Genomic DNA, 22111 nt, shown 5'->3' with positions numbered 1-22111 from the left:
AGTGTTTTAATGTGGATGGGAGGGAAAAGCATTGAGGAAATTAACGGAAAGGCAACCCATCCTGGATGTAAATCATTTGTCGATCAGTGCCGTCCATCAGGGTCACAGCCACAGAATTACGGAAGATATTTCATTTAATATTCATATCGGGGAAACACTGGCGATTGTCGGAGAAAGTGGAAGTGGAAAAAGTGTTACAGCCAGTGCGATCGCCGGCCTTCTGACCAAACCACTCGCCATTACCCATGGGCAGATTGTTTTCCAAGGGATAAACTTGTTAGAGTCACGGGCAGGGTACGTGAAATCGCTGCGGGGTAAAGAAATTGGTTACGTGTTTCAGGACTATCGCGGTAGCTTCACACCATTCATGAAGGTCGGCCATCAGTTGATGGAAGTCATCCGTACACATACCCGGGCTACACGAGCGGAAGCGAAAGAAATGGCGCTAGACTGGCTACACCGTGTAAAGCTTCCTGCCGAACGATCCTTTCGGAGCTATCCGTTTCAGTTGAGCGGAGGACAATTGCAGCGGATTGCACTTGCAGCCGCTTTGATGCTGAAGCCAGCTCTGCTGGTTGCAGATGAACCGATTACAGCGCTTGATGTCGTCACTGGACAAGCCATTATGGACTTGATGCAGGAGCTTCAGCATGAAGTCGGTTGCGCAATTTTGCTGATCTCCCATGATTTGAGACAGGTCGTTAAGCGTTCACACCGAATCGCGGTCATGCAAAGAGGCCATATTGTGGAAATAGGAAGCCGGGAACAGATTAAGCATGCCCCACACCATCCCTATACGCAAGCGCTGCTCAAGGCTTGTCCGATAATCTCTCGCAAGCAGCATACGAGTCCACAAGAAACACAAGTTTGGGGGTAACAGAAGATGGAGCCTTTACTGCTGGTTAAAAATCTGGTTAGAACCTATGGACGAGGTAGGGATGCGGTCCGAGCAGTTCATCAGGTTTCGTTCACCATACAAAAAGGGGAGTGTCTGGGGCTAGTTGGCGAGAGCGGCAGTGGCAAAAGCTCGCTGGCGCGACTGCTGCTGGCCTTGGAAAAACCTGATCATGGAGAAATACGACTGCTGGGAGCCTCACTTGTAGAGGCGAAAAAGAATACGCTCCGAAAGATGAGGCAACACATTCAGGTTGTATTTCAGGATAGTAATGCCTCCCTGAATGATCGGTTGCCTGTCTGGCGTTCTGTACTGGAGCCTTTGGACAATTTTCCAGAGGTTAAACCTCCCTTTCTGGTGGATGTCAGGGAGAACAGACGTGCAACATCGGCAAGGCTGCTGGAGATGGTGGGACTGGGACCGGAACATCTGGATCGTTACCCCCATGAACTGAGTGGAGGACAACGCCAGCGGGTAGCCATTGCAAGAGGCATCAGCCTCAAGCCAGAGCTGCTCATCTGTGATGAGCCCACTTCCAGCCTGGATGTTACCGTGCAAGCGAATATTCTCAAGCTGTTAAAACAATTACAGACCAATCTGGAGATGTCATTCTTGTTCATCTCCCATGATATTGCAGCCGTTCATCAGATGAGCAATCGAATCCTCGTCATGAAGGATGGGGCAATCGTTGATGAGTTTGCAAGCGAGCAAATCAGCGAGCCAGAGAGACATGATTATACAAAATGTCTGCTTTCAGCGGTATATGACCTGGAGCAATAGTTTTTTCTTTACACAAGTTATGATGAAAGAGGTTCTAATGAAAAACGGTGTATGGTTAGCGTTGTTCTCCTCATTGGTATTCAGTGTGATGAACGTTCTTGTGAAAGAGATCAGTGCGACGATTCCACCGGCAGAGATTGCTTTCTTTCGCGGACTGATTGGAACTATTCTGATCCTCGTATTGATGCGTTACGGACAGATTTCTTTTTCCCAAACAGGAATTCCAATGCTGGCATTAAGAGGTGTACTCGGCGGGTTGTACATGCTTGCCTATTTTTTTACCTTGTCCAAGATTCCATTAACTGACGCGAGCATACTTGCACAGATGTCACCCGTCTTTGTCATTGTGCTCTCAGTTATTTTCCTGAAAGAGCGACTTTCCCGCAGAACTATAGCGATACTGCCCTTGATTTTCCTGGGTGCAATACTTCTGATCAAGCCCCATGAGTATGCCAGTTATTCTGCCTATGCTCTGGTCGGGATATTAAGCGCTGTCTTTTCGGCAGCAGCCGGGATCTCCATTCGCTACTTGAGCAAGACTCATCCATCCTATGAAATTGTATTTTATTTTGTGGCTACCTCAGCGCTGGTCGCATTGCCCTTTATGTCACAGCAATTTGTCGTACCAGACCCGATGCAATCGGTGTACCTTCTAGCCATTGGTGTGGTTTCACTGCTTGGACAAGTGTTCCTGACCCGGGCATTCACACATGAAAGTGCTATCGTGGTTCAGGTCGTCAGCTATTTCGGTCTGGTATTGAACGGAATATTCGGCTTTATATTCTGGCAGGAAATTCCGGATATGCTTACCGTGCTTGGCGGTGTGATCATTGTTACGGGGTGTATCGCCCTATCAAGTCGAAGAGGGGCGAACAAGACACGATAGATGTTTGGCCTACGTATTTCAAATGAAGGAGGTTATGATCTTGAACAAACAAACGCTGTATGATGTATGGTGGCACCACCCTGGAGAAGGAGATCAGGGGATGGAAGATGATCATATCCCACACTGGGAGAGAATACTTGGTTTTATACCGGAAGAGCGTCTGGAGCAATGCAGTGTTCTTGATTTCGGCTGCAACCAGGGAGGATTCCTGAGGCTTCTACACTCTCACCGGCCTTTCAAGGAAGGTGTTGGAACAGATCTGGCACGTCAATCCATTGAAATTGCCAATCAGCGCATGGGAGATCTGCCGCTGGAGTTCTATGCTACTGGGCAGCCTGAGCAGTTTGTGCATCGGTTTGATTTAGCTTTTAGTCTGGCCGTGTTGTATTTGATTCCCGATCTGAATAAACATGCGTTGCAGATCAGAACCTGTCTCAAGCCAGGTGGCATTTATTATGCTACCTTTGCCGACTACGGTTGCAACCCCAGTTTGCCCGAGATCAGGGATCGCATTAACGGCAATGCAGCCATTCCTATGCAGGATCACACACTGGATACCATATCCGAAGCGTTCATGCTGGCAGGATTTCAGGTGAGCGTGCGTCGCATGCTGCCAATAGGATTCGTCGATCTGTCTCATGGTAAGAAGTGGTATAAACGAGTGGCAGATCAATTGCAGTTTGCCTATGAACAATCCTATATATTCCGGTTTGTTGCCCCAAAGGCTAGCATAAATGGTCTCTAGGGGTAGATTATAGAAAGGGTATGACTATTGTTGTATCCTCCTGGCTCAAGTGATTGATTTCAATGGCTTGAGCTTTTTTTGTCACAAATTTTAGCTTTAATAGCTCATTGGGGCTATTACGAATATTCATACCCATCAAGTACGATATAATACGTATTGTTTTTTCAATCAGATGCTTTTATCGATGGAGGTTAGACAACGTTGCAGACACAGAGAAAAATAACGATGATTTTGGTTTTATGCACAGTGCTTTTCGTTTCGGCCTGTTCCAGTACGCCGAAGGATGCAACAACGCAACCTGCAGCGACGAAAGACAAGGAAGTTACGTTTTTGTTCAACTTTGCAAGCCAGACGATTGATCCACATCAAGATTATACCCCTTTGAGAGCTGGAGTGACTGAAACCTTGGTTAAGTTGGGTGAGGATCTGCAGATCGAGCCCTGGCTGGCTGAGAAGTGGGGCACGACAGACGGACAGCACTGGACATTTGAGATTAAGAAGAATGTAACCTTCCAGGATGGACGGGCCCTGGATGCCGAAGCTGTAAAACAATCTCTTGAACGGGCGATCCAGGTGAATCCGGGTGTAGAACAGGTTTTGAACATTAAGGAAATGAGTGCATCCGGTCAAACACTGAATATTACGACTGTGCAACCCTTCCCGCAGTTTCCATCCGAGCTTGTTCACCCGAACGCATCCATTCTGGATGTCAATGCGGCTGACCCGGACAAAACACCTGTTGGAACTGGACCTTTCAAAGTTACGTCCTTCACAGCGGGAAGCTCACTCAAGGTGGAGCGCTACGATGAGTATTGGGGCGGAGCTGCCAAGCTGAGTCGTGCCTCATTCAACTTTAATGAGGATGCGAGTGCGCGCCTTTCGGCTCTGATGTCGGGAGATGCGGATATTGTATATCGCCCGCCAACTGAAAGTCTGGAAACGATGAAAAGTGACTCCACTCTTCATTTGGAATCGGTCACAAGCCTGCGCACACACGAGCTTATTTTTAATACAAACCAACCCGAATTCAAGGACAAATATATGAGAAAAGCCTTTGATGCTCTTGTCAATCGTGAAGAATTGAAGGACGTGATTATGGGTGGACAGGCTACGCTCGCAACAGGACCATTCATGCCTGGTTTCTCCTTTATGCCTTCCTATGAAGTCAAAACGACAGGTACCGAAGCAGCACTGGCATGGTTTGAAAAGGCTGGTTATCAGGTGGAACAGGGTAAAGTAAGCAAGAACGGCAAGCCGCTTAGCCTGAAGCTTGTAACGTATACATCACGGGCGGAATTCCCGCTGTTTGCTCAGGTACTGCAAGCACAAGCGAAGGAAATCGGTATCCAGATTACAATTGAGTTTGTGGATAATTATGAAGACTATCTGCTCACCAAAGATGACTGGGACCTGGGCACATACAGTCCATTAATTGCACCACGCGGAGATGCCAGTTACTTCCTCAATGTAGCTTTCAAACCCGACGGGACGCTGAATTTCGGCAAAATTAATGATTTGCAGCTGAACAAATTGATTGACCAGTTGGATCAGATGGTGGATACCGATAAACGAAATGAATTAATTGAAAAAATCCTGATGCATATTGATGAAGAAACTTATTACTCCTACCTGGTTCATCCCAATACGCTCGTTGTGTATAAAGATCGGGTGAAAAATTGGGTAACCAGCAAAAGTGAGTATTACATGCTGACCAATCAACTGGATGTGGAATAGACATGAACAAGCTCCTGAAACGAAGTATAGAGTTCATTCTCTTTATTTTGCTTCTGTCCTTCATTAGCTTTGTGTTCGTAAAATTAGCTCCCGGTGATGCGGTAAGGGAAATACTGCGCTCGGATGATGTGGCCGTGACCTCTTCCCAAATGGAGAAACAGCGTGAGGCTTTGGGGTTAAATGATCCTGTGCTCGTGCAATACGGGCAGTGGCTCGGACGTCTTGTCCGACTCGATTTGGGAACTTCATATATGACCAATCGTCCGGTAACGGAGGAATTACTGGACAAATTGCCGGCAACCTTGCTGTTGACGTGCACTTCACTGCTTGTGCTGATCGTCATCGCCATTCCGCTCGGCACACTGTCCGCCTTATATCCCCATCGCGTCATCGACCGGTTCAGTCGTCTTCTGGCTGTACTGGGCACCTCAGTCCCTAGCTTCTGGCTGGGGCTTCTTTTAATAGAAGGCTTCTCAGTGAGAACACATCTGTTTCCCTCTATGGGGACGGGGAGCATTGCGCATCTGGTGCTTCCATCCCTTACACTGGGATTAACCATGGCCGCCGTATACGTGCGTCTCATTCGTTCAAGTTTGCTGGAAAGTCTGGGTCAGGATTTTGTTCGGGGTGCACGATCCAGAGGAATAGGTGGCTCGCGTGTGCTCCTTAGACATGCCTTCAGGCATGCACTCACTCCCGTTGTCACCATGTTTGGTGTAAGCATCGGAAGCTTGCTTGGGGGAACGGTCGTGATTGAAGTGCTGTTCGCCTATCCCGGTATGGGCAAATTCATTGTTGATGCCATTCAGAGTCGTGATTATCCGGTTATTCAGGGCTATATGGTACTGATGGGCCTGATCGTTACAATCATCCACATGCTCGTCGACCTTCTGAATGACGTTCTGAACCCCGAGATCCGGTTGAAGGGGGAACGATAATCATGCTTAAAACCAAGTTTAGACTTACCCCTCCGGTGCAAAAACCAAAAATGAGCGTTCACATCATCATTTTGGTACTCGTTGTTTTGACCTTGATCTGTGCTCCTTATGTGGTTCCACATGATCCCTATGCGGTCAACTTGGCGATACGACTTCTGCCCCCAGGTATAGATCATCTGCTGGGGACCGATGATCTTGGTCGAGATCTATTATCCCGTATGCTGCTCGGGGGAAGGAATACGGTAGGAACCAGTTTAAGTGTTCTCTTCGGTTCACTCGCCATCGGTATTCCCGCAGGATTAATGGCCGGGTATGCAGGCGGGTGGCTGGATCGAATCTATAAACGAATATCGGATGCTTTTCTTGCATTTCCGGATTTTATTATTGCCATTGTGCTTAGTGGGCTGATGGGACCAGGTATCTTCAATCTGATGATTGCCATCGTTTCGGTCAAATGGATTACGTATTCCCGCATCGTTCGAAATAGCGTGATCGCGGAGAAACATCAGGAGTATATTACCATCGCCCGCCTGAGTGGATTACGTCCTCATCAGATTTTGTGGAAGCATTTACTACCCCATGCGTTGTCTCATGTGATTGTGATCGCTTCGCTGGATATCGGTAAAGTCATTCTCATGATTGCCTCGCTCTCCTACATTGGATTGGGGGCGCAGCCTCCTGCACCAGAGTGGGGGGCCATGCTGAACGAGGGACGGGCATACTTTCATAGCTCACCTTACCTTATGATTGTCCCTGGACTCGCGATTATGCTCGTCGTTCTCTGGTCCAACATGCTGGGAGATCGGGTGCGCGATAGGCTGGATATCAAACGGAGCAGGGAGTGAGAAGCGGATGAGTTTACTCGAAATAAAAGGACTCCGGTTAGTGGCTGGAGAACAGACCCTTATTCATGATATGCATTTATCCATTAAAGCGGGCGACTGGTTAACTGTCATTGGGGAAAGCGGAAGTGGAAAAACACTTACAGGCTTATCGATCGGGCGTTTGCTTCCAAACGGGGTGCGCCATATAGCTGGACAAATCACGTTTAATGGCCAGTCTTTATCCGAATTACCCGAGAAACAGATGAATGGGCTGCGCGGCAAAAAAATCGCGTATGTATTTCAAGACTATACAGGTGTATTTAGCCCGTTTCTTCGGATAGGAAAACAATTGGATGAGACGCTTAGGGTTCATTATACATGGGGACGCCAGCAAAGGAAGGATCGGATAGCGCAAGCTCTGAATGACGTTTCCCTGCCTGCCAAACGGGTTGTTGTCAGCTATCCGTTCCAGCTAAGTGGCGGACAAATGCAGCGGGTATCCATCGCGATGGCGATGCTGCTTGAACCTAAACTGCTGATTGCGGATGAACCCACGTCTGCGCTGGACTGGGTTACGGGGGCAGAAATACTCGATCTGCTCATTCGACTTCGAGAGAAGACAGGCTGCTCCATTTTGTTCATCACACATAATCTGAAGCTGGCAAGACGCTGCGCGGATCAGATTGTCATTATGCGGGAAGGTCGAATCTTGGAATCCGGCACGGCTGAGGACGTGCTGACACAAACCACACATCCGTACACTCAAAAGCTTTTGGCAGCCGAATCCATACTGTCTTATGCTGAACCTGGCATCGTTGCGGAACGAGGTGGATTATCATGAGTGAAGAAGCTGTGTTTACCGTTCAAAACCTGATCAAGACCTACCCTGGACAGACAAGGGCGATCGACGGAATTTCTTTCAGTCTTCATAGAGGAGAATGTGTGGGGCTGATCGGAGAAAGCGGGAGCGGAAAGAGTACACTGGCACGCTGCATTTTATTGATGGAGAAGTTCGATTCCGGGCAAATGTGGTTTCAGGGAAGAGAGATGTTACAACCAAGGACTGCTTCCGCTTATCGAGCCCTTGAGGGCCAAGTTCAGGCCGTGTTTCAAAATCCTGCATGGAGTCTCAATCCCAGACTGCGGATCATTGATTCTGTGATGGAACCGCTGGACACCTTAAAGAATCGAACACCGGTAATGGTCCAAGACTGCAGACAGGACAGGCTAAAGTGTGCCAAACGGCTACTGAATATGGTAGAGCTACCAGAGCGTCTCCTGCATCAGTATCCCCATGAGCTCAGTGGAGGACGGAAGCAGCGAGTCGCTATTGCCAGAGCAATAAGCAGTGAGCCATCCCTGATTATCATGGATGAACCCACATCCAGTCTGGATATGATTACACAAGCTCAGATCATCGAGATGCTTATGATACTGCAAAAAAACATCGGATTTGCCTGTTTATTTATTTCACATGATCTGGCTACAATCCAGCGCATATCCGATCGAATTATGGTGATACAGCAGGGACGAATCATCGACCATTTTGCTAATGAAGCTTTGTTCTCAATTGAGAGGCATTCTTATACGCAACAATTAGTTCATAAATACCGATTTTAAAATCCTATAATACTAATACAGATCCGTTGAACGAAACTTATCTGTAAAATAGAAATTCGCTCCCGACGCTTTTGCGAAGGGGGCGGATTTTTTCGTTAATCAGCCAGTGTTATCCGAGCTTTTTGGTATTATCTTGAATAAGCTGCACCAGAGTTTTGTTCGGCAGTTTCGGGATAGTTTCGAAGTTCTATAACTGGACGATCTGCGATGCGGGGGGGAAAGTTCCATAACCAGCAGTACCATGCTGAGATTTGCAAAGATGAACGGAAGGATTGTTACAACGACATGAATTTGGAACCAGACTCCTATGTTTTGGTGAAAAAGTTCATATATTATTTTCATTTGTGAACTAAAATCGCTTGGAGATAGCTCTTATGAGTCATCCTTTGTTTATTCTTATTCAAGTATGATGTATCTGGTTGGTTACAACGAGTGTTCAACCCGTCTATTACTGAATCAACACGAACGGATGGAGCAAACATGTTCAAAAAAGGAGACCGGAATTATGGACAAGCTTTCCACATCTAACTCAACCCATCCTTCCGATACAGATGATGACCCTGCACTGTGGCAAACGACCCTTCTAATTAAGGGGATGACTTGTGCAGCATGTTCATCTCGTATTGAGAAGGGATTATCTCGTATGGAGGGTGTACAGCAAGCTAACGTCAATCTTGCGATGGAGAAGGCGACGATATCCTATGATCCTGCTAATATCGGTATACATGATTTTCGGAACAAAGTGGAGGCTCTGGGCTTCCAGACCGTCACCGAATCTGTTGACTTGAATATTACAGGCATGACATGCGCTGCATGTTCAGCGCGAATTGAGAAAGGCCTTACCAAGCTGCCTGGTGGAGCTATATAAAAATAATGTGTCTACTTTAAAGTATAAACTAAATAATTTATAGTAACAGCTTTTTTATTAGACATGTGTACAAAATCCTGATTTTGTGTAAATGTATGCAAAGTTTTTTTGTCTGCTGCAACAATTGAATGGTTAATAAGAACTTGTACCAAAAAATTAAAAATACTCAGCTTGGGACAAGAACATTGTCCCGTGACATTCATGAAATCTCTTTCTTTCTATTATGTATCCGTATTTTAAACTGACGAATTGCTCCAAATAAAGCATGGATCATATTTTGCATATTTTGCAATTTTAAGGAATACCTTTAGGGACACAAAGTATTCCTGTTAGAACTAATGCACTAATGGCCAATATGATAACAATCAATTTAATACTTTCACGATGTTTAATAACCCCTTCAGAAATCCTAATGATATAATTTTTAAATTATTTACTCATATGTGCCCACCTCACCTTTCTGATTTAACAAATCCTTCTTTTTACTTCACGTAGTATAAATGCATTAAACTCATCTACAGTAGCACACTTTCGAGCTTCATCAAAAAGTTGATAAATATAGTCATCATCAGTATCTTTATCTATCACATTCATAAATGATCGATATAGATTGTAACTTTCTTCTAATACAAGACTACAGATTTTGGTATTTACTGCTTCTACAACCGATATGCGTTCTTTCGGTACACTTAGTTGGACAATATGAATAAGGGCTTTAATAAGCCTAAAGAAATATCTTTGGGGGAGATTAGGGAAACAGAAGGACAAGATTGACCAGCCAATGCGGAGTCACCTAGAATTTGAATATTTATAAAAAAGCTATACAAAAAAGAAACAGTCAAAACGAAAGAAAGTTAGCAGCCCGATCCATTATGCAATCTACTCACAGAAGATCCTAATGAGTCTTAATAATTTATCCGATATAGTTTCTAGGGAGGGATTACGATGCCAAGTATGTATAGATACATAAGACAAGTAAATATCAAAAGTGAGCGAAACGAAAAACTGTCAAATGAATCAGTGCAAGACCAGATTATCAAACGAGATCTGTTTGTTGTTTTAAAAGTAAACTCTAGATTTAAGAAGCTCATGAGTACCAAAGCCAAGGTTTTTGAATCAATTGCTATCATAGCACTCATCATTTTACTTTTTTCTATTTTAGGTAACATGATCTATCAAGTATGGACAGGCAAAGATACATCATATCTGTTTGGTATTGCTTATGTTGTTCTTTTTTTATTAGGAATAGGTGGTGTTATTGGATCAAGCATTGCTTCAAACTTTTATATCAAAAAGGAGTATAGTGACCTTTCCTTCCTAGTAAATTTCTGGATCCTTAACTTCAATAAAGACGTCCTCTTTTCTATCCAGTGTGATGCGGTTCACACATATCTGAAAAGTAAAGGCAAGATGAATTCAGATTTTATTGATTATCTTATTGGCTACTACATGGAACGTAGCGAAAGCCTCCGAAAATTACGCTGGTTACCTGTGGCTATTTTTACAGCGTTCTTATTTCCTCTATGGAATATTTTTTTAAATAAGATGTTTACTGATTCAGACTTAATTATAGCGCTTGGGATTATAGCGACTCTTATCCCAGTAGCCACTATTAACGTCTGGATATTTAGAAGGAATATTGAGCCAATTTTTTTCGCTAAGCCTAATAAGTATCTTCAATTGGCAACGATTCTAAGAACAATAAAAACTTTCTAAGTTTTAGAATGATAAAGACACCTAGTGATTAACACTAGGTGTCCCTTTTAATTTGCATTTAGTCAACTAATCACGGATTAATTAATCTTATTTTGATGCAAAGATAAATATGACTGGCAGCGAGATGGGAATTTGTAACGGATTATCTCCGTCTAGTCCAAATACTTTTTCCAAAGGTTCATTGGGCTAATAAATTTTTAATCCTGAGAGTCACTTACAATGTTACAATTAGGTTTGCAAACTAATCGATCGCACGCTATATTTCTTGAGCACACTGGCATTCTTTCAAAAACAACGTAATCAATATGAAGGCTATATGCTATATCTCCATAGGTGTCAATATAACACCTTTCCCAATGATTCAATATTTCAATTAACTGTCTGAAGTTCCTCTTCACAACAAGGTATAAGAACTGCTGGTGAATATCATTCTTGGTAACCTAAGCTCATCTGTGAATGTCTAAATGCTTCCTTCTATAAAGGTACTTAAAATCTATTTAAGTACCTCACCCACCGCTTGCATCAATTTCTCAATATACCGGACCCTGATAATAATTTCTTAGGGTCGTAATAAGTAAGATATTGACAACCACCTATTAATACAACTATCTTGCTTCCCTTCGAGAAGTGTGCAGTTTGATCCGAAAAAGGTCGTTGACCTGTTCCGTGATGTGACTGAAGAAACATTCGACATCTTCATTGGTCGGTTCAGTGAATGTTTTCTCTAGGAATGTTTGTAGCTGTGAATTTTCTCCTCCGTAGGTGTAACCACTCACTCAATAAGAGCGTTTCTTGTCTACATTATTTTAATTCCATAGATAAGTCCCTATGGCCACATTGTCTAGTCCTGGAAGGATTCTTGCCACTCAATACCTTAAGAGCCTATGTATTGATAAGCACATTGGAAGTATCTCGTAAATTCATTTTGCTTCTAACTTTATTCCGCCAATGGAACAAGATTATCTCCCGAGTAAATATAAAAAAAGTGCTCAGGCAAATAAATATTTATAATCTTAACGAGGACCATATCCAAAAGTAGTTCACCTGATGGAATTTCGTGAATCAAGCCCTGTTTCGCTACATTAATAGTCTTAAGGATATATTCCCTTAGTTTTAAACTCCTCTTGTAAGGAGTCGCCTTCTAGCAGCTTTTTCTTGTCACATATCCTTTGTAGTAGTATTTACCATCCTTTGCACAATAAATACCAACTTAGAAGAGTTCCCGCCACCAAACCCAGACAAAATATTCTTTCGTTCTAACCGATAAATGAAGGTTTCTTTAGAATGAATACTTGATTCTTCTAATAATCATAGCAACTAGTTGTTCCATGGGAAACCGTTCAACAAATTGTTCCTTTCCTTTTACGCGAGATTTCGTATGTCCTTTAGAAGGCATTGAAGAGTTGCTGTTTTCATTAAACTTTGCCAATAACATGATCGATCTTCTCTTTAACGATCTAATATTTTTATGATACTATCCGGATTACAAGATATCATAATCACAAATTCGCGGAATTGATATGGCGATCCTATCAGATCTTGTAACGCTCCTGATTATTGGGTCCAAACTTTTCAAATTGAATTTTAGGAATATGAAAGTTCGTTAAACTCGTTACAAAGCTGTATTCCATCTCCAGGTTATATATGAAAATTTCCCTTGAACTTGTAGGAATTCACTTCTACCTGCACTATTATTCGTTTCAATTCAAATGTAAAAATGGGGTTTATATTTTTTCAGAAATCAGGCTATTCCATAGAAGTCTGATCACTCCCACCATACTACTCATATCAACTGAAATAGGCTACTATTTTCCAAGTTTATGAAAAAGAGATCCCTCTCAAGCGTTGGATTGTGATAATCTAAAAAAATTGAACCTCTCAGTGCAAAAAAAGACGCTGTTTATACAGCGTCCCTCCCGTCCTGATATATCAATTTAATTTTTATACACATTCATGTTGAATACTAGAGACAATGCCTCTTCAAGTTGCCGCTGTAATGCAACAATAAGCTTCTGCACATCTTCAGTGTCCGCAGAACTATGATCTTTGATTGGGTAATGATCAGCGTAAATATTGAACTGCTCAGAATCAACTTGAAAGATACGCTCAGATTGTTTCAAAAAGGCGTTAAAAACGTCCGTATTAGAATAGTTCGTACTCCAAGCTTTGGTGAACGTATGATGGTAGAGCACATCAGCAACAAACTGATATTTTCCCCAGTTAAAAAACTGAATAACTGAGGTAATAAACTCTTTCTTCCCTTTATCATCAAATTCACCGTAATATTCCACCGCTGTATTAGCCAATTCAGCAATAAACTCAGCTGACAGTAAGTTGGCTAAATTTGCAGGGAAGCGGACATGGAAAGAATCATGGTGTTTGAAATAGTCCACACGAATATTGGAGTCCCATCCTTCTCCTCTCTTCAAACGAACCACGAGAGCATTAAATCCATTACCATGGGGTCTTAAACCCACATTTTGATCAATGTTTTCAATTGCCGGTTTCCTAACTTGACTATATGTTTCTTTCTTTAACCAAGTTTCGTGGAGAAGTTGAACTAATTTTCCAATATCCACTACGAAAGGTCTTTGGGACCAGCCCGTCTCATGATACTTGAATTTTATGAATGTAGCAGATTGCAACAAATTGTCTTCAACAATTTTTACAATGTTGTTAATAACAGTGTTGGCACTAAACTTTGGATCAAGTAAGGATTTATCCTGCTGATTCACAGGATCTTTAAACATCACTGGCAACACGGAGATTAGACCTTGCTTACGTTCTCTAAGTGCTGTGGTAAAAGATTCAGTTGTTTCCCTAGCACGTTCAACGACACTTAGAAGCACATCCAGTTCGGATGACTCTGATGTGTCATCATTAAAGAGGTCCTCCATGGCCTCAGTTGCTGTCATATGGTCTTTTCGTAAGCTATCTACATACTGATCAGCTTTATTGCCGAGGAAAAACACTGGAACATTCTTCTTGAACTTAGACAACTCCTGGGACATTAAAAGTTGAAATTTCGCATCGTTAGAATTTCCAAATAAAGGAGTTAAGCAAATCAAAGCATCATATCTTGTGTTATACAGCATATGGCGTAAACGGTCTATTTCCAGATCCTCATCAGAAGCTTCATGGTAAAGTCCTTGAGTATCAATCAGTGTAAAACTAATAATACTCTGACTAAAATCCTCATACACTGATCGATTATCATGCTGTTTCTTACTTGCCAGGATATTTTGCACAATTGTGTCCTTCATCGGGATATGAATTACAATCTCATCACAAAGAACTTCTATAGAAAGCTTGGAACCCTTATGGACATTGTTATTGGAAAAAAACGCTACTATAAACTCCTTGTGTTGAATCAAATCATCAACATCAATTATCTTAAAATAAAAATCGTCTCCTGCTTTATCTTGCTTAGCAAAGAAAGAATGAAAATAGTCCTCCAAAGCTATATTCAAATGAGTATATACTGAATTTAATACACTCTGGATGTCCAAGTTGTTCTGGATAAATTCATGGAGTCTAGTTTTAATAGCGTCTCTCATTTTTTTTGAGTTTTTGGCTGCTTCGTCTACATCGAGGCTATTTGCAGCATAATTGTAAATATCAAGACCATAAGACTTTATAAATGAGGCAACTGGAACGATTAAGTCTTTTATCGCTTTCTCAATAACTTTTTGGGCTAGAAGAGAGTATTCCGCGTGAGTATTCATAGTTTTGTTGAATGCTCTTTCTAGATCTTTCTCAACTTCATTTTCTATTTCAGAAATGTTTATCATTCGAAGTTTCTTGTTCGTAATCGCTAGACGTTCCACTAATTGAGAGGTAATACGCCCAGTAAACTCAGGTAGAGGCACAAAAGTACTTTTAGGTTTTACACTGACAATAATGTGATGTGAGAGAGCACTGGTATACACCAAGTGCCTGTCTACGATTGTGGAACTACTTTCGCCAATGTTAAGTTTAAGGAGTCGGGAAGCGTTATATGCGGCAAACTCAGCAGCAACTGTGGTTTTCCCACTAGCAGTTGGAGCTACCAGGAGTGCGGTAACGCCGCTAGGTCGAAGCGTTACCTTAGAAGGGTCGCTCTGTAAAACTTCAATCATTTTCATTTGGACACATCCCTTTCTTTTTTAATCAATTCTAAAGATCGCCTAGGATAAACGGTAATGTTGTTCCTATAACATAAAATGAAATGAGCCAAGCGGATTAGAGACAGACAATATACCTAATGCAAATAAGTGTTAATTGCAAGCCGAATGTGAGGGAGTCAAGGCAATGAAACTTATATTGCCTTGACTTCATGATACCTTCACCCAACATTCCCCTGCTTAGAAAAGATTCTCAGATTAGGGGAGAAAACATCTCTTATTCTCATTTGACTACGGTTACATTTTTCATGTTTATGGATAATATCATTTTATTGGTTACTACAATATATGTGTAAATTAAGTCAAATTATGTGTGGGTAAATAGTGATTAAGAGAAAGACCAGGCGGATTAATTTAGTAAGTTTCCCAACCCAACTCTTCCAAGGTGTATTCTTATGCACGATGTTTAAAGATACAGTTGTGAAGTTACTTCCGCCAATGGTAAGTTTTGAAAGTCGGTCTGCGGCAAATTCAGCAGTTACTGTGGTATCTCCACTAACATTAGAAAACGCCAGTGTTACCTCTGATGAGTCTTTTTGTAGATCTCCAATAATTTTCATTCGTTATAATTCCTCTCTGTTCGGATTAAAACCAAAAACCGCCACGCTACAAAGGTAGGGGCGGATAAGAACAGAAAGGAAGGTGCATTTCTTTGAAAATGTCCTGGCCAAACTTTCCAACGCGCATCCTACTTGTTAGCTCCCTCTCGGGATGCTTTTATAAGTTTTGATCGCAAGGGGTATTTAGTTTAATAAAATTATAAAAGGAGAACTATAAAAAGTCAAGAAATTTCTTCCATCTGGTGCATTACTGAAAAAGTAGTAACCCCCTTCATGGTTCCCACTTCGATTCAGAACAATAAGCATATCTTTTTATGAAAAGTATGACTCTTTTTAGGAAACTCCTCCTCGATTTGCAGTCATTGAAAAACCACAGATGAGGAGAGATACATTATATAAAAGATAACATAATGTCTCGGTTACGTTATAGACTTGAGGTTATGTTGCCTCCTTTCCCACAACGAATTATTCACAATATAAAGGAACTTAAAAATCTAGATGTAGTCCATGCAAAGCTGAATTTTCCATTGATAATTATGACGGGAAATTCCCAAAATCATATTTACTGTGGACAATAGCAATTTGGTTAAGTGCTTAAGTTATTCAACTCCTAGTGTGGGATACAGACCACTAGACTGTTATGGGACATTTGCAAATCAAAAAGCAATTGCATATGTGTTTGCTACAGTAGTGAATTAAGGAATTTATTTACGTTAAGTCACATGTACTTACTTAGAGTGGGTGAATATAATGTATGCAGAGGCTTGATGTTGAATTAATAGTCCAGAAAATAAATCCGGAACTGTACTTATGTCTTTTGAATGATCTCATCTAAAGTATCACATAAGTTTTGAAGTAAATGGCTTGATAATGGAATAGGACAATCTACTGATTCAACATTGTTCTTTGAAGAAATATAAGATTTAAGTTTTTTAACAATTTCTTTTAATGGGTCAATATCTCCAATTATAATTTGGTTAGTGGAATAATTCTGATATCGATAGTAAATAGCTGCTCGTACTTTGTCCAGTGCGCTATTATTTAGTTTCTTTAAGCCTTCTATAAATCTGTCCTCTTCAATATATTTAAAAATAGGTACATCGTATGCTGTTTTATTTAAATCATTTATTTTATTCACGAATTTTTCTGGGCTTGTCTCAAGATATGTTATTAGGTCTTTTGCTAAGATTGCATTTTGTTCTATTTTCTTCCCCTTGATTTTATCATTAACATAATTATTTATTTCATTGACCCTAGAATTAAGCTTGCTTTGCACGTTTTTAAAATTGAAATCTTCACTCAATGTTTTAAACTTGTAGTCAATCGATGCTTTGAATCTACTTAGTAGATCAGGATTTTCGTAGTAAATTCGTGGAAGTAAATTCTTATCTTTAAAATTGCCAATATGTGCATATATATTCCCGAACTCATAGAGTTCATATTGTCCAGCTTCAACTTTTTTCATCACAGTACCGATAGCATTCAGAAATACTTCATCCTCTAACTCCCAATACGGGCCCCACAAAATCTTTTCCGGATCTGTTTCTTTTTCATCATTGCTTTGAGAGAAATTCTCCTTAAATTCTTTTTCGTCAAGGCTTCCTGTTCTTAGGTAACGACTGATCGATGGATAATAATAAATTAGTTCTCTGAACATCGAATGCTTGTGATATTTTCCAAACATTCCGTGAAATGACCCTTCAATATTCTCATTATAATTTGCTTGATAAAATACTCTTTCATTATAAGTTTCTACAACGCTCAATGCATGACTAATATCCTTATATTGCATCTCTATGGACAGCATCAAAGTAAAAAGTAAAGACTGGATCTTTACGGTATTATGGATCGTTTCATCAAATGTGTTATAAACCTTGTGAAAGTCAATGAGGGCACGCTTTAGTATTCGCAGATTAATAGCTTTTCTCATTTTATTTCTTTTATTTTTTTCAGTAATTATTAAAAGTTCTTCTATCACGTCAGTAACTTTAATTAAGAATACATGGTAGTCGCTATTTCTACTATTTTTGTATAATTCATCGATCATTTGTTTTATAGCATATGATAAATTTTGTTCGAGACGAATAGTCTTTCCAATTATTTTTTCTTTGTAATCTAAATATCTTTCAAGATCTGTTTTTTTTACTTTTTCCTCATTACAAAGAAAAATCGTTTTTATTTGTTTATGTTCAACGTATAAATTAACATGCCCAAATATATTTGATATTTCCATTTCAGCTCGTTCGAGATCATCAATACAAAGGCATAGTTTCTCAGTATCAAGATATTGTTCTATTTCGAGCGGGTTAGGTTCTGACTTCAAAAATACAGCCTGTCTGAACCCTAGCGCCATTCGAGAAGAGAACTCTTCCTGTGTTTTCACTCCATTTAACGTTATGTAACATGGAATCATACCTTCTTTGTTTAAATAAGGAACGATCATATTATTCCAATAATATGTTTTTCCTGCTCCCCATACTTGATCAATCATTAAAGCATAGTTAATTTCTCGTGATTGTAAATAATTTTCTATAACATTACTAGTGGAATCTGCTTTCAATGTTAATTCCTCTCCTTACTTAGAACTCTTGCTAAGCTTTGTATATTCTACTTTCAAAATCTCACCAGCTTCTCCATGCTCAATATGATCCAACTCTTTTAGTAATTTATGATCAATTATATAATCCCTAAAAGCTAAAGCTGAACCTTTATCAGTCAAACCGTGGTATGCAAGAAGAATAATTTCATATTCTGATAACTGTGAAAAAAGAATTTTATAATACTTGTTTTTATTATCAATTTCAGACTCATCAATGTACTTTATCATGTGTTCTAAATTACGGAAGTAATGACTCATAACTGCATGATACATCTTATAATTCCTTTTATAAGTCTCAACTAAAACTTCCTTATTTACTTGACTTTTCGCATTTCTTAGATTTTCACAAGTTTGCTTAATTTGTTGACAAATACGGTCAAACAATTCATTAACATTCCCTCCAGAATCGAAAACGATCGTATGATGAAAGTTAAGGAGTTGAAAGAAGTGATTTTCAAAGCTCTGAGCTTTATTGTTTAATCTCTCAGTCCATATTGTATAAATGAGGCCAGATAAAGCTAGTCCAGAGAAAAGAGCATTCACAACACCGAATGTATCCCCTAACTGAGCCGTTTTCTCAATATTTACCGTAGGGATTTTTAGCATTGATATATTTGTGAATGTTGATATGACCAATAGTATAAATGGAATAAAAATCCATATTCCTACAAATGAAATAAACATAATAATTAAAAACTTTGGGATTCTTACCCACTCTATCATTTATAATTCCTCCACTATGATCTAAATAGATTGATGCGAGTACCAATATTGAGGTAACGATCCAAACCCTCTAACTGGTACAATTTTCCTGAGTATCATATCATACAGTATCTGATAAATAAATATATGGTTACCATTTTCGGAAGATAAACTATCGGTTAGAAGTTAAAAAACTCATCACCCCGATTCCTGATTGAAGTTCGAATGACAGTTAGATCTCTTAAGTCGAACTCCCATGAGGCTTAATCACTTTATCAATACCGAGATAAATCTTTTATTGCTCGCCTAAGCTTGAGTAGATTGATCATTCTTTGAAAAATCGTCCGGCTTTGCCTAATGACTAAGATATATATGGCTTGACGAGCGCCAAGATTCTCAACTGCGCAAATCGGCAATATATATCTTGTTAAGTTGAGTGAGATTAAATTCACTTCTAGTTTTACTTTGCTCTACAATAATGTCATTTTTAAGAACGTAACTTTTTTCATTAGTATCTATCGTTAAGCTCAGTTGTACTTGACTTCCGTGTACAAATTAAGATTCATTATTTGTGAATGAATTACAACATTAAACCCGATGCAACCTTATATGGACAGAAATCTTAAATTTCTCCTAAATGATATGCATTCTAATAATTCTTTTATAAATTTCTATCTCACAGTATCATTAGTTGATCTGCCCCGTTGTATAAAGTGAAGGAAGAAGAAACTTGAAATGAGTATTGATCTATGTACCGAACTATATATGCAGTACCATTCCTCCGTGTTCTCTATCTATACCGATTGTGTGGTTCTCCGGAGACAACTGAGGAGTTAGTTCAACAAACTTTCTACAGAGCTATGGTTTCCATGAAAGCGGACCATGCAGAATATGTTAGAGCTTGGTTGTATAACTAGGCATAAATTGGGGTGGCTTGATTCGTTGTCTCCTTTGAATATTCACTTGATTTTCTTGAAAGATAAGCCCATAAAACTATATTTAACCCCCTTTGGATTAGTCAAATTAACCGAAGCAGATCCTGATATGAACTGCTGCTCAATACTAATGAGTGGGTATTGATGTGTTTTTCCTCAGAGTTGAAAAAGTATCCGTTGACCTTAAACCTAAATTCAACAACGAAGTTAAGCGATCATGTAGTTAGGAGCACTGGGACCCTGATTAGTTTATCGAGAGAAAAAGAGTCCGATTGCAGTACATGTCGTTATCGTTTCCGAGTATTGGCTTAAGGTTATTGGGTTGGATTTTGTCCAGTGAACTTGAGATCCAAAGAATTGAATGTTCTTTATTTGCCATCGATCCCGTAAAGCGAAAACCAAAATGCTCTTAGTTAAGCGTTTAAAATCCCTCTGGTAATGATTCTTTTGAAATACCAGATATAAAAAAACGGTCCCGTGATAACTGGGCCGGATTCTATGAATTTACTATAGAATTTCGTCGAGAGTGAGTTTGAAAGAATTCATTTCATGATGATCGACTTGATTCATAATCAAAAAAGCGTTCCTTTCTTTGCCCTGAATAGCGACAATGATTTCTTCGTCTGGAACATTTTTAAGTGACAACTGTGCAGCACGGATATCGGAAGCTGTTGCATAATCATTATACTCGTCAAACAACTGATAGACATTGAACTGACCGTCCGTTTCAGATTCTGTGATGATATAGATGTTCCCATTATTGTAGCCTTGATAGATATTGGGGTAAGCGATGGTTCGCATATATTTTTCTCCTTTCGGTTCTGGCCGAGTGTATTCGCCAAAATCGACGTTTAGTTTTATTACATTTGGTGTGATAACATGTTTACAGCAATGCGTTAATCAATCGGCGAAATTTAACTTCTTTGATACCGTAGGGACAGTCGGTCTCGTGTCGAACGGCGAAATTTGTCATTCAGTCTGTTGATAGGAAGACCATACCATATAATTACATAATACCCCATTATTCATTCTTAACGATGGTGATTACTAAAAATATCACAGTTATGAACTACTCGTACTCTTTCTCTACGTTATTATTGATTCTGCTGCTGTATGAGGAAAGTTTTAATGTTACGTAAACGACCCAGAGACATTTAACATCCAGCGTATTATTAATTTAATAATGATAGATATGACGATTTCAGTGGTGGCAATATTGTTTAATCTACAAATTAGCGTAATGTTTGGCAACAAAACGTTTCTAAACAGCTTGGGAATTTCCTTGTTTACTTTAGTACTTCCTAACTCGGCAATTCCAATTCGTACCACATCGGAGCAGATGTACCTGGGGTATCACGTATGATAAATGGTTTGATGACTTCTCTGCCTCCAATATGCGTATATGGCATTGGTTCAATCCCTGTAATACCAGCATGACACAAATCAATAATGCATTCGTTCTCCACCTCTTTATGGACTACTACATCCTTACCAAAGACTAAATTAATCCCATCCTCATTTTGAGTAACGATAGCTTTTTGCATTGGAAACTCGATTGGTCCAACTTCTGGCAATACAATATTCTCTCCCGTGTCAGACAATGTACACAAAATTTTAATTCCGATAAAATTGTCGTTCGAGTCATAAAGCAATTTACATTTGATATCTGCTAAAGAACCTTCATGCTTATGTATCTTCTTATCTTTGAGGCTTATGTACAATTGGGAATTATCATATATGGAAATCTGCATTTCGTGCACCCTTTCACTGATTATTGTTTATAAAGTAAAGTTATTATTAATCGTATTTTCTTCATCACTCTTAAAGCCAATTTCTTCTTATTCTCTATTGGTATAATACTATGTTATTTCATGACCTAATAGAGAACGAACGTTCTCTATCGTTGACCATTTTTCTAAAAATAATATTTAAGGAAAGGCTATCATTAGCATGCTTAAAACCTTTACACATAAAGTATCTTTAATTGCTTAAAAAGAATAATTTCCATAATTTCTCATATAACCAGAATTCATAAGGAATATCGCCATAACTCGGTGATAGTTTAATTAAACAAAAACTCCTTAGCTCGTAAGGATTTAATACATAAATATTCATTAGATAATAAACAAGATCTTAGCCATCTTAG

16 protein-coding genes and 1 pseudogene are annotated in these 22111 nt (G+C 39.9%); 11 read left to right on the top strand and 6 right to left on the bottom strand.

Annotated features, from left to right (window positions below; all coding sequences use genetic code 11):
* The first annotated feature begins 31 nt into the window (after window positions 1-31).
* The 11 genes and pseudogenes from F0220_RS31775 (at window position 32) to F0220_RS31725 (ending at window position 11006) form a co-directional block, all read left to right on the top strand.
* The gene (locus F0220_RS31775; RefSeq protein ID WP_223200037.1) at window positions 32-877 is read left to right on the top strand and encodes an ABC transporter ATP-binding protein; all 846 of its coding nucleotides are present in this window, start codon (window positions 32-34) and stop codon (window positions 875-877) included.
* Between the two features lie 6 nt (window positions 878-883).
* A complete protein-coding gene (locus F0220_RS31770; RefSeq protein ID WP_076331704.1) occupies window positions 884-1675 on the top strand; it encodes an ABC transporter ATP-binding protein in 792 nt (263 codons plus the stop codon).
* A gap of 37 nt (window positions 1676-1712) precedes the next feature.
* Complete coding sequence (locus F0220_RS31765; protein WP_105599011.1) at window positions 1713-2561, top strand: DMT family transporter; 849 nt, start codon at window positions 1713-1715, stop codon at window positions 2559-2561.
* A gap of 34 nt (window positions 2562-2595) precedes the next feature.
* Window positions 2596-3306 carry a class I SAM-dependent methyltransferase gene (locus F0220_RS31760; RefSeq protein ID WP_223200036.1) on the top strand — a complete coding sequence of 237 codons (711 nt, stop codon included), beginning with the start codon at window positions 2596-2598 and terminating at the stop codon, window positions 3304-3306.
* Window positions 3307-3531: 225 nt separating this feature from the next.
* On the top strand, window positions 3532-5040 hold the full coding sequence (gene nikA / locus F0220_RS31755) for a nickel ABC transporter substrate-binding protein (protein ID WP_149847220.1): 1509 nt from the start codon (window positions 3532-3534) through the stop codon (window positions 5038-5040).
* 2 nt (window positions 5041-5042) lie between these two features.
* On the top strand, window positions 5043-5978 hold the full coding sequence (gene nikB / locus F0220_RS31750; RefSeq protein WP_149847152.1) for a nickel ABC transporter permease: 936 nt from the start codon (window positions 5043-5045) through the stop codon (window positions 5976-5978).
* A 2-nt stretch (window positions 5979-5980) separates the two neighbouring features.
* Entirely contained in the window at window positions 5981-6823 is an 843-nt protein-coding gene (gene nikC / locus F0220_RS31745) for a nickel transporter permease (RefSeq protein WP_149847151.1), read from the top strand.
* 7 nt (window positions 6824-6830) lie between these two features.
* Complete coding sequence (locus tag F0220_RS31740) at window positions 6831-7643, top strand: ABC transporter ATP-binding protein (protein ID WP_149847150.1); 813 nt, start codon at window positions 6831-6833, stop codon at window positions 7641-7643.
* A complete protein-coding gene (locus tag F0220_RS31735) occupies window positions 7640-8422 on the top strand; it encodes an ABC transporter ATP-binding protein (RefSeq protein ID WP_149847149.1) in 783 nt (260 codons plus the stop codon). The genes F0220_RS31740 and F0220_RS31735 overlap by 4 nt, the downstream gene beginning before the upstream one ends.
* Before the next feature lie 595 nt (window positions 8423-9017).
* Window positions 9018-9278: pseudogene (locus F0220_RS31730) on the top strand (cation transporter); the annotation flags it as partial.
* A gap of 957 nt (window positions 9279-10235) precedes the next feature.
* On the top strand, window positions 10236-11006 hold the full coding sequence (locus tag F0220_RS31725) for a hypothetical protein (RefSeq protein WP_149847147.1): 771 nt from the start codon (window positions 10236-10238) through the stop codon (window positions 11004-11006).
* A 1934-nt stretch (window positions 11007-12940) separates the two neighbouring features.
* On the opposite strand, the gene F0220_RS31720 is transcribed toward F0220_RS31725, so the two are convergent.
* The 6 genes from F0220_RS31720 to F0220_RS31690 form a co-directional block, all read right to left on the bottom strand.
* Complete coding sequence (locus F0220_RS31720) at window positions 12941-15130, bottom strand: hypothetical protein (protein WP_149847146.1); 2190 nt, start codon at window positions 15128-15130, stop codon at window positions 12941-12943.
* A gap of 341 nt (window positions 15131-15471) precedes the next feature.
* A complete protein-coding gene (locus F0220_RS31715) occupies window positions 15472-15729 on the bottom strand; it encodes a hypothetical protein (protein WP_149847145.1) in 258 nt (85 codons plus the stop codon).
* A gap of 808 nt (window positions 15730-16537) precedes the next feature.
* A complete protein-coding gene (locus F0220_RS31710; RefSeq protein ID WP_149847144.1) occupies window positions 16538-18289 on the bottom strand; it encodes a P-loop NTPase fold protein in 1752 nt (583 codons plus the stop codon).
* 15 nt (window positions 18290-18304) lie between these two features.
* A complete protein-coding gene (locus tag F0220_RS31705; RefSeq protein WP_149847143.1) occupies window positions 18305-19051 on the bottom strand; it encodes a putative phage abortive infection protein in 747 nt (248 codons plus the stop codon).
* Between the two features lie 1421 nt (window positions 19052-20472).
* A complete protein-coding gene (locus F0220_RS31695) occupies window positions 20473-20766 on the bottom strand; it encodes a hypothetical protein (protein ID WP_149847141.1) in 294 nt (97 codons plus the stop codon).
* A 500-nt stretch (window positions 20767-21266) separates the two neighbouring features.
* Complete coding sequence (locus F0220_RS31690; RefSeq protein WP_149847140.1) at window positions 21267-21716, bottom strand: hypothetical protein; 450 nt, start codon at window positions 21714-21716, stop codon at window positions 21267-21269.
* Window positions 21717-22111 lie beyond the last annotated feature (395 nt).

The organism is Paenibacillus sp. 37, assembly GCF_008386395.1.
GTDB lineage: Bacteria > Bacillota > Bacilli > Paenibacillales > Paenibacillaceae > Paenibacillus > Paenibacillus amylolyticus_B.
Note: the sequence above shows the minus strand (reverse complement) of the source record. Positions and strands in the feature narration are given on the sequence as shown.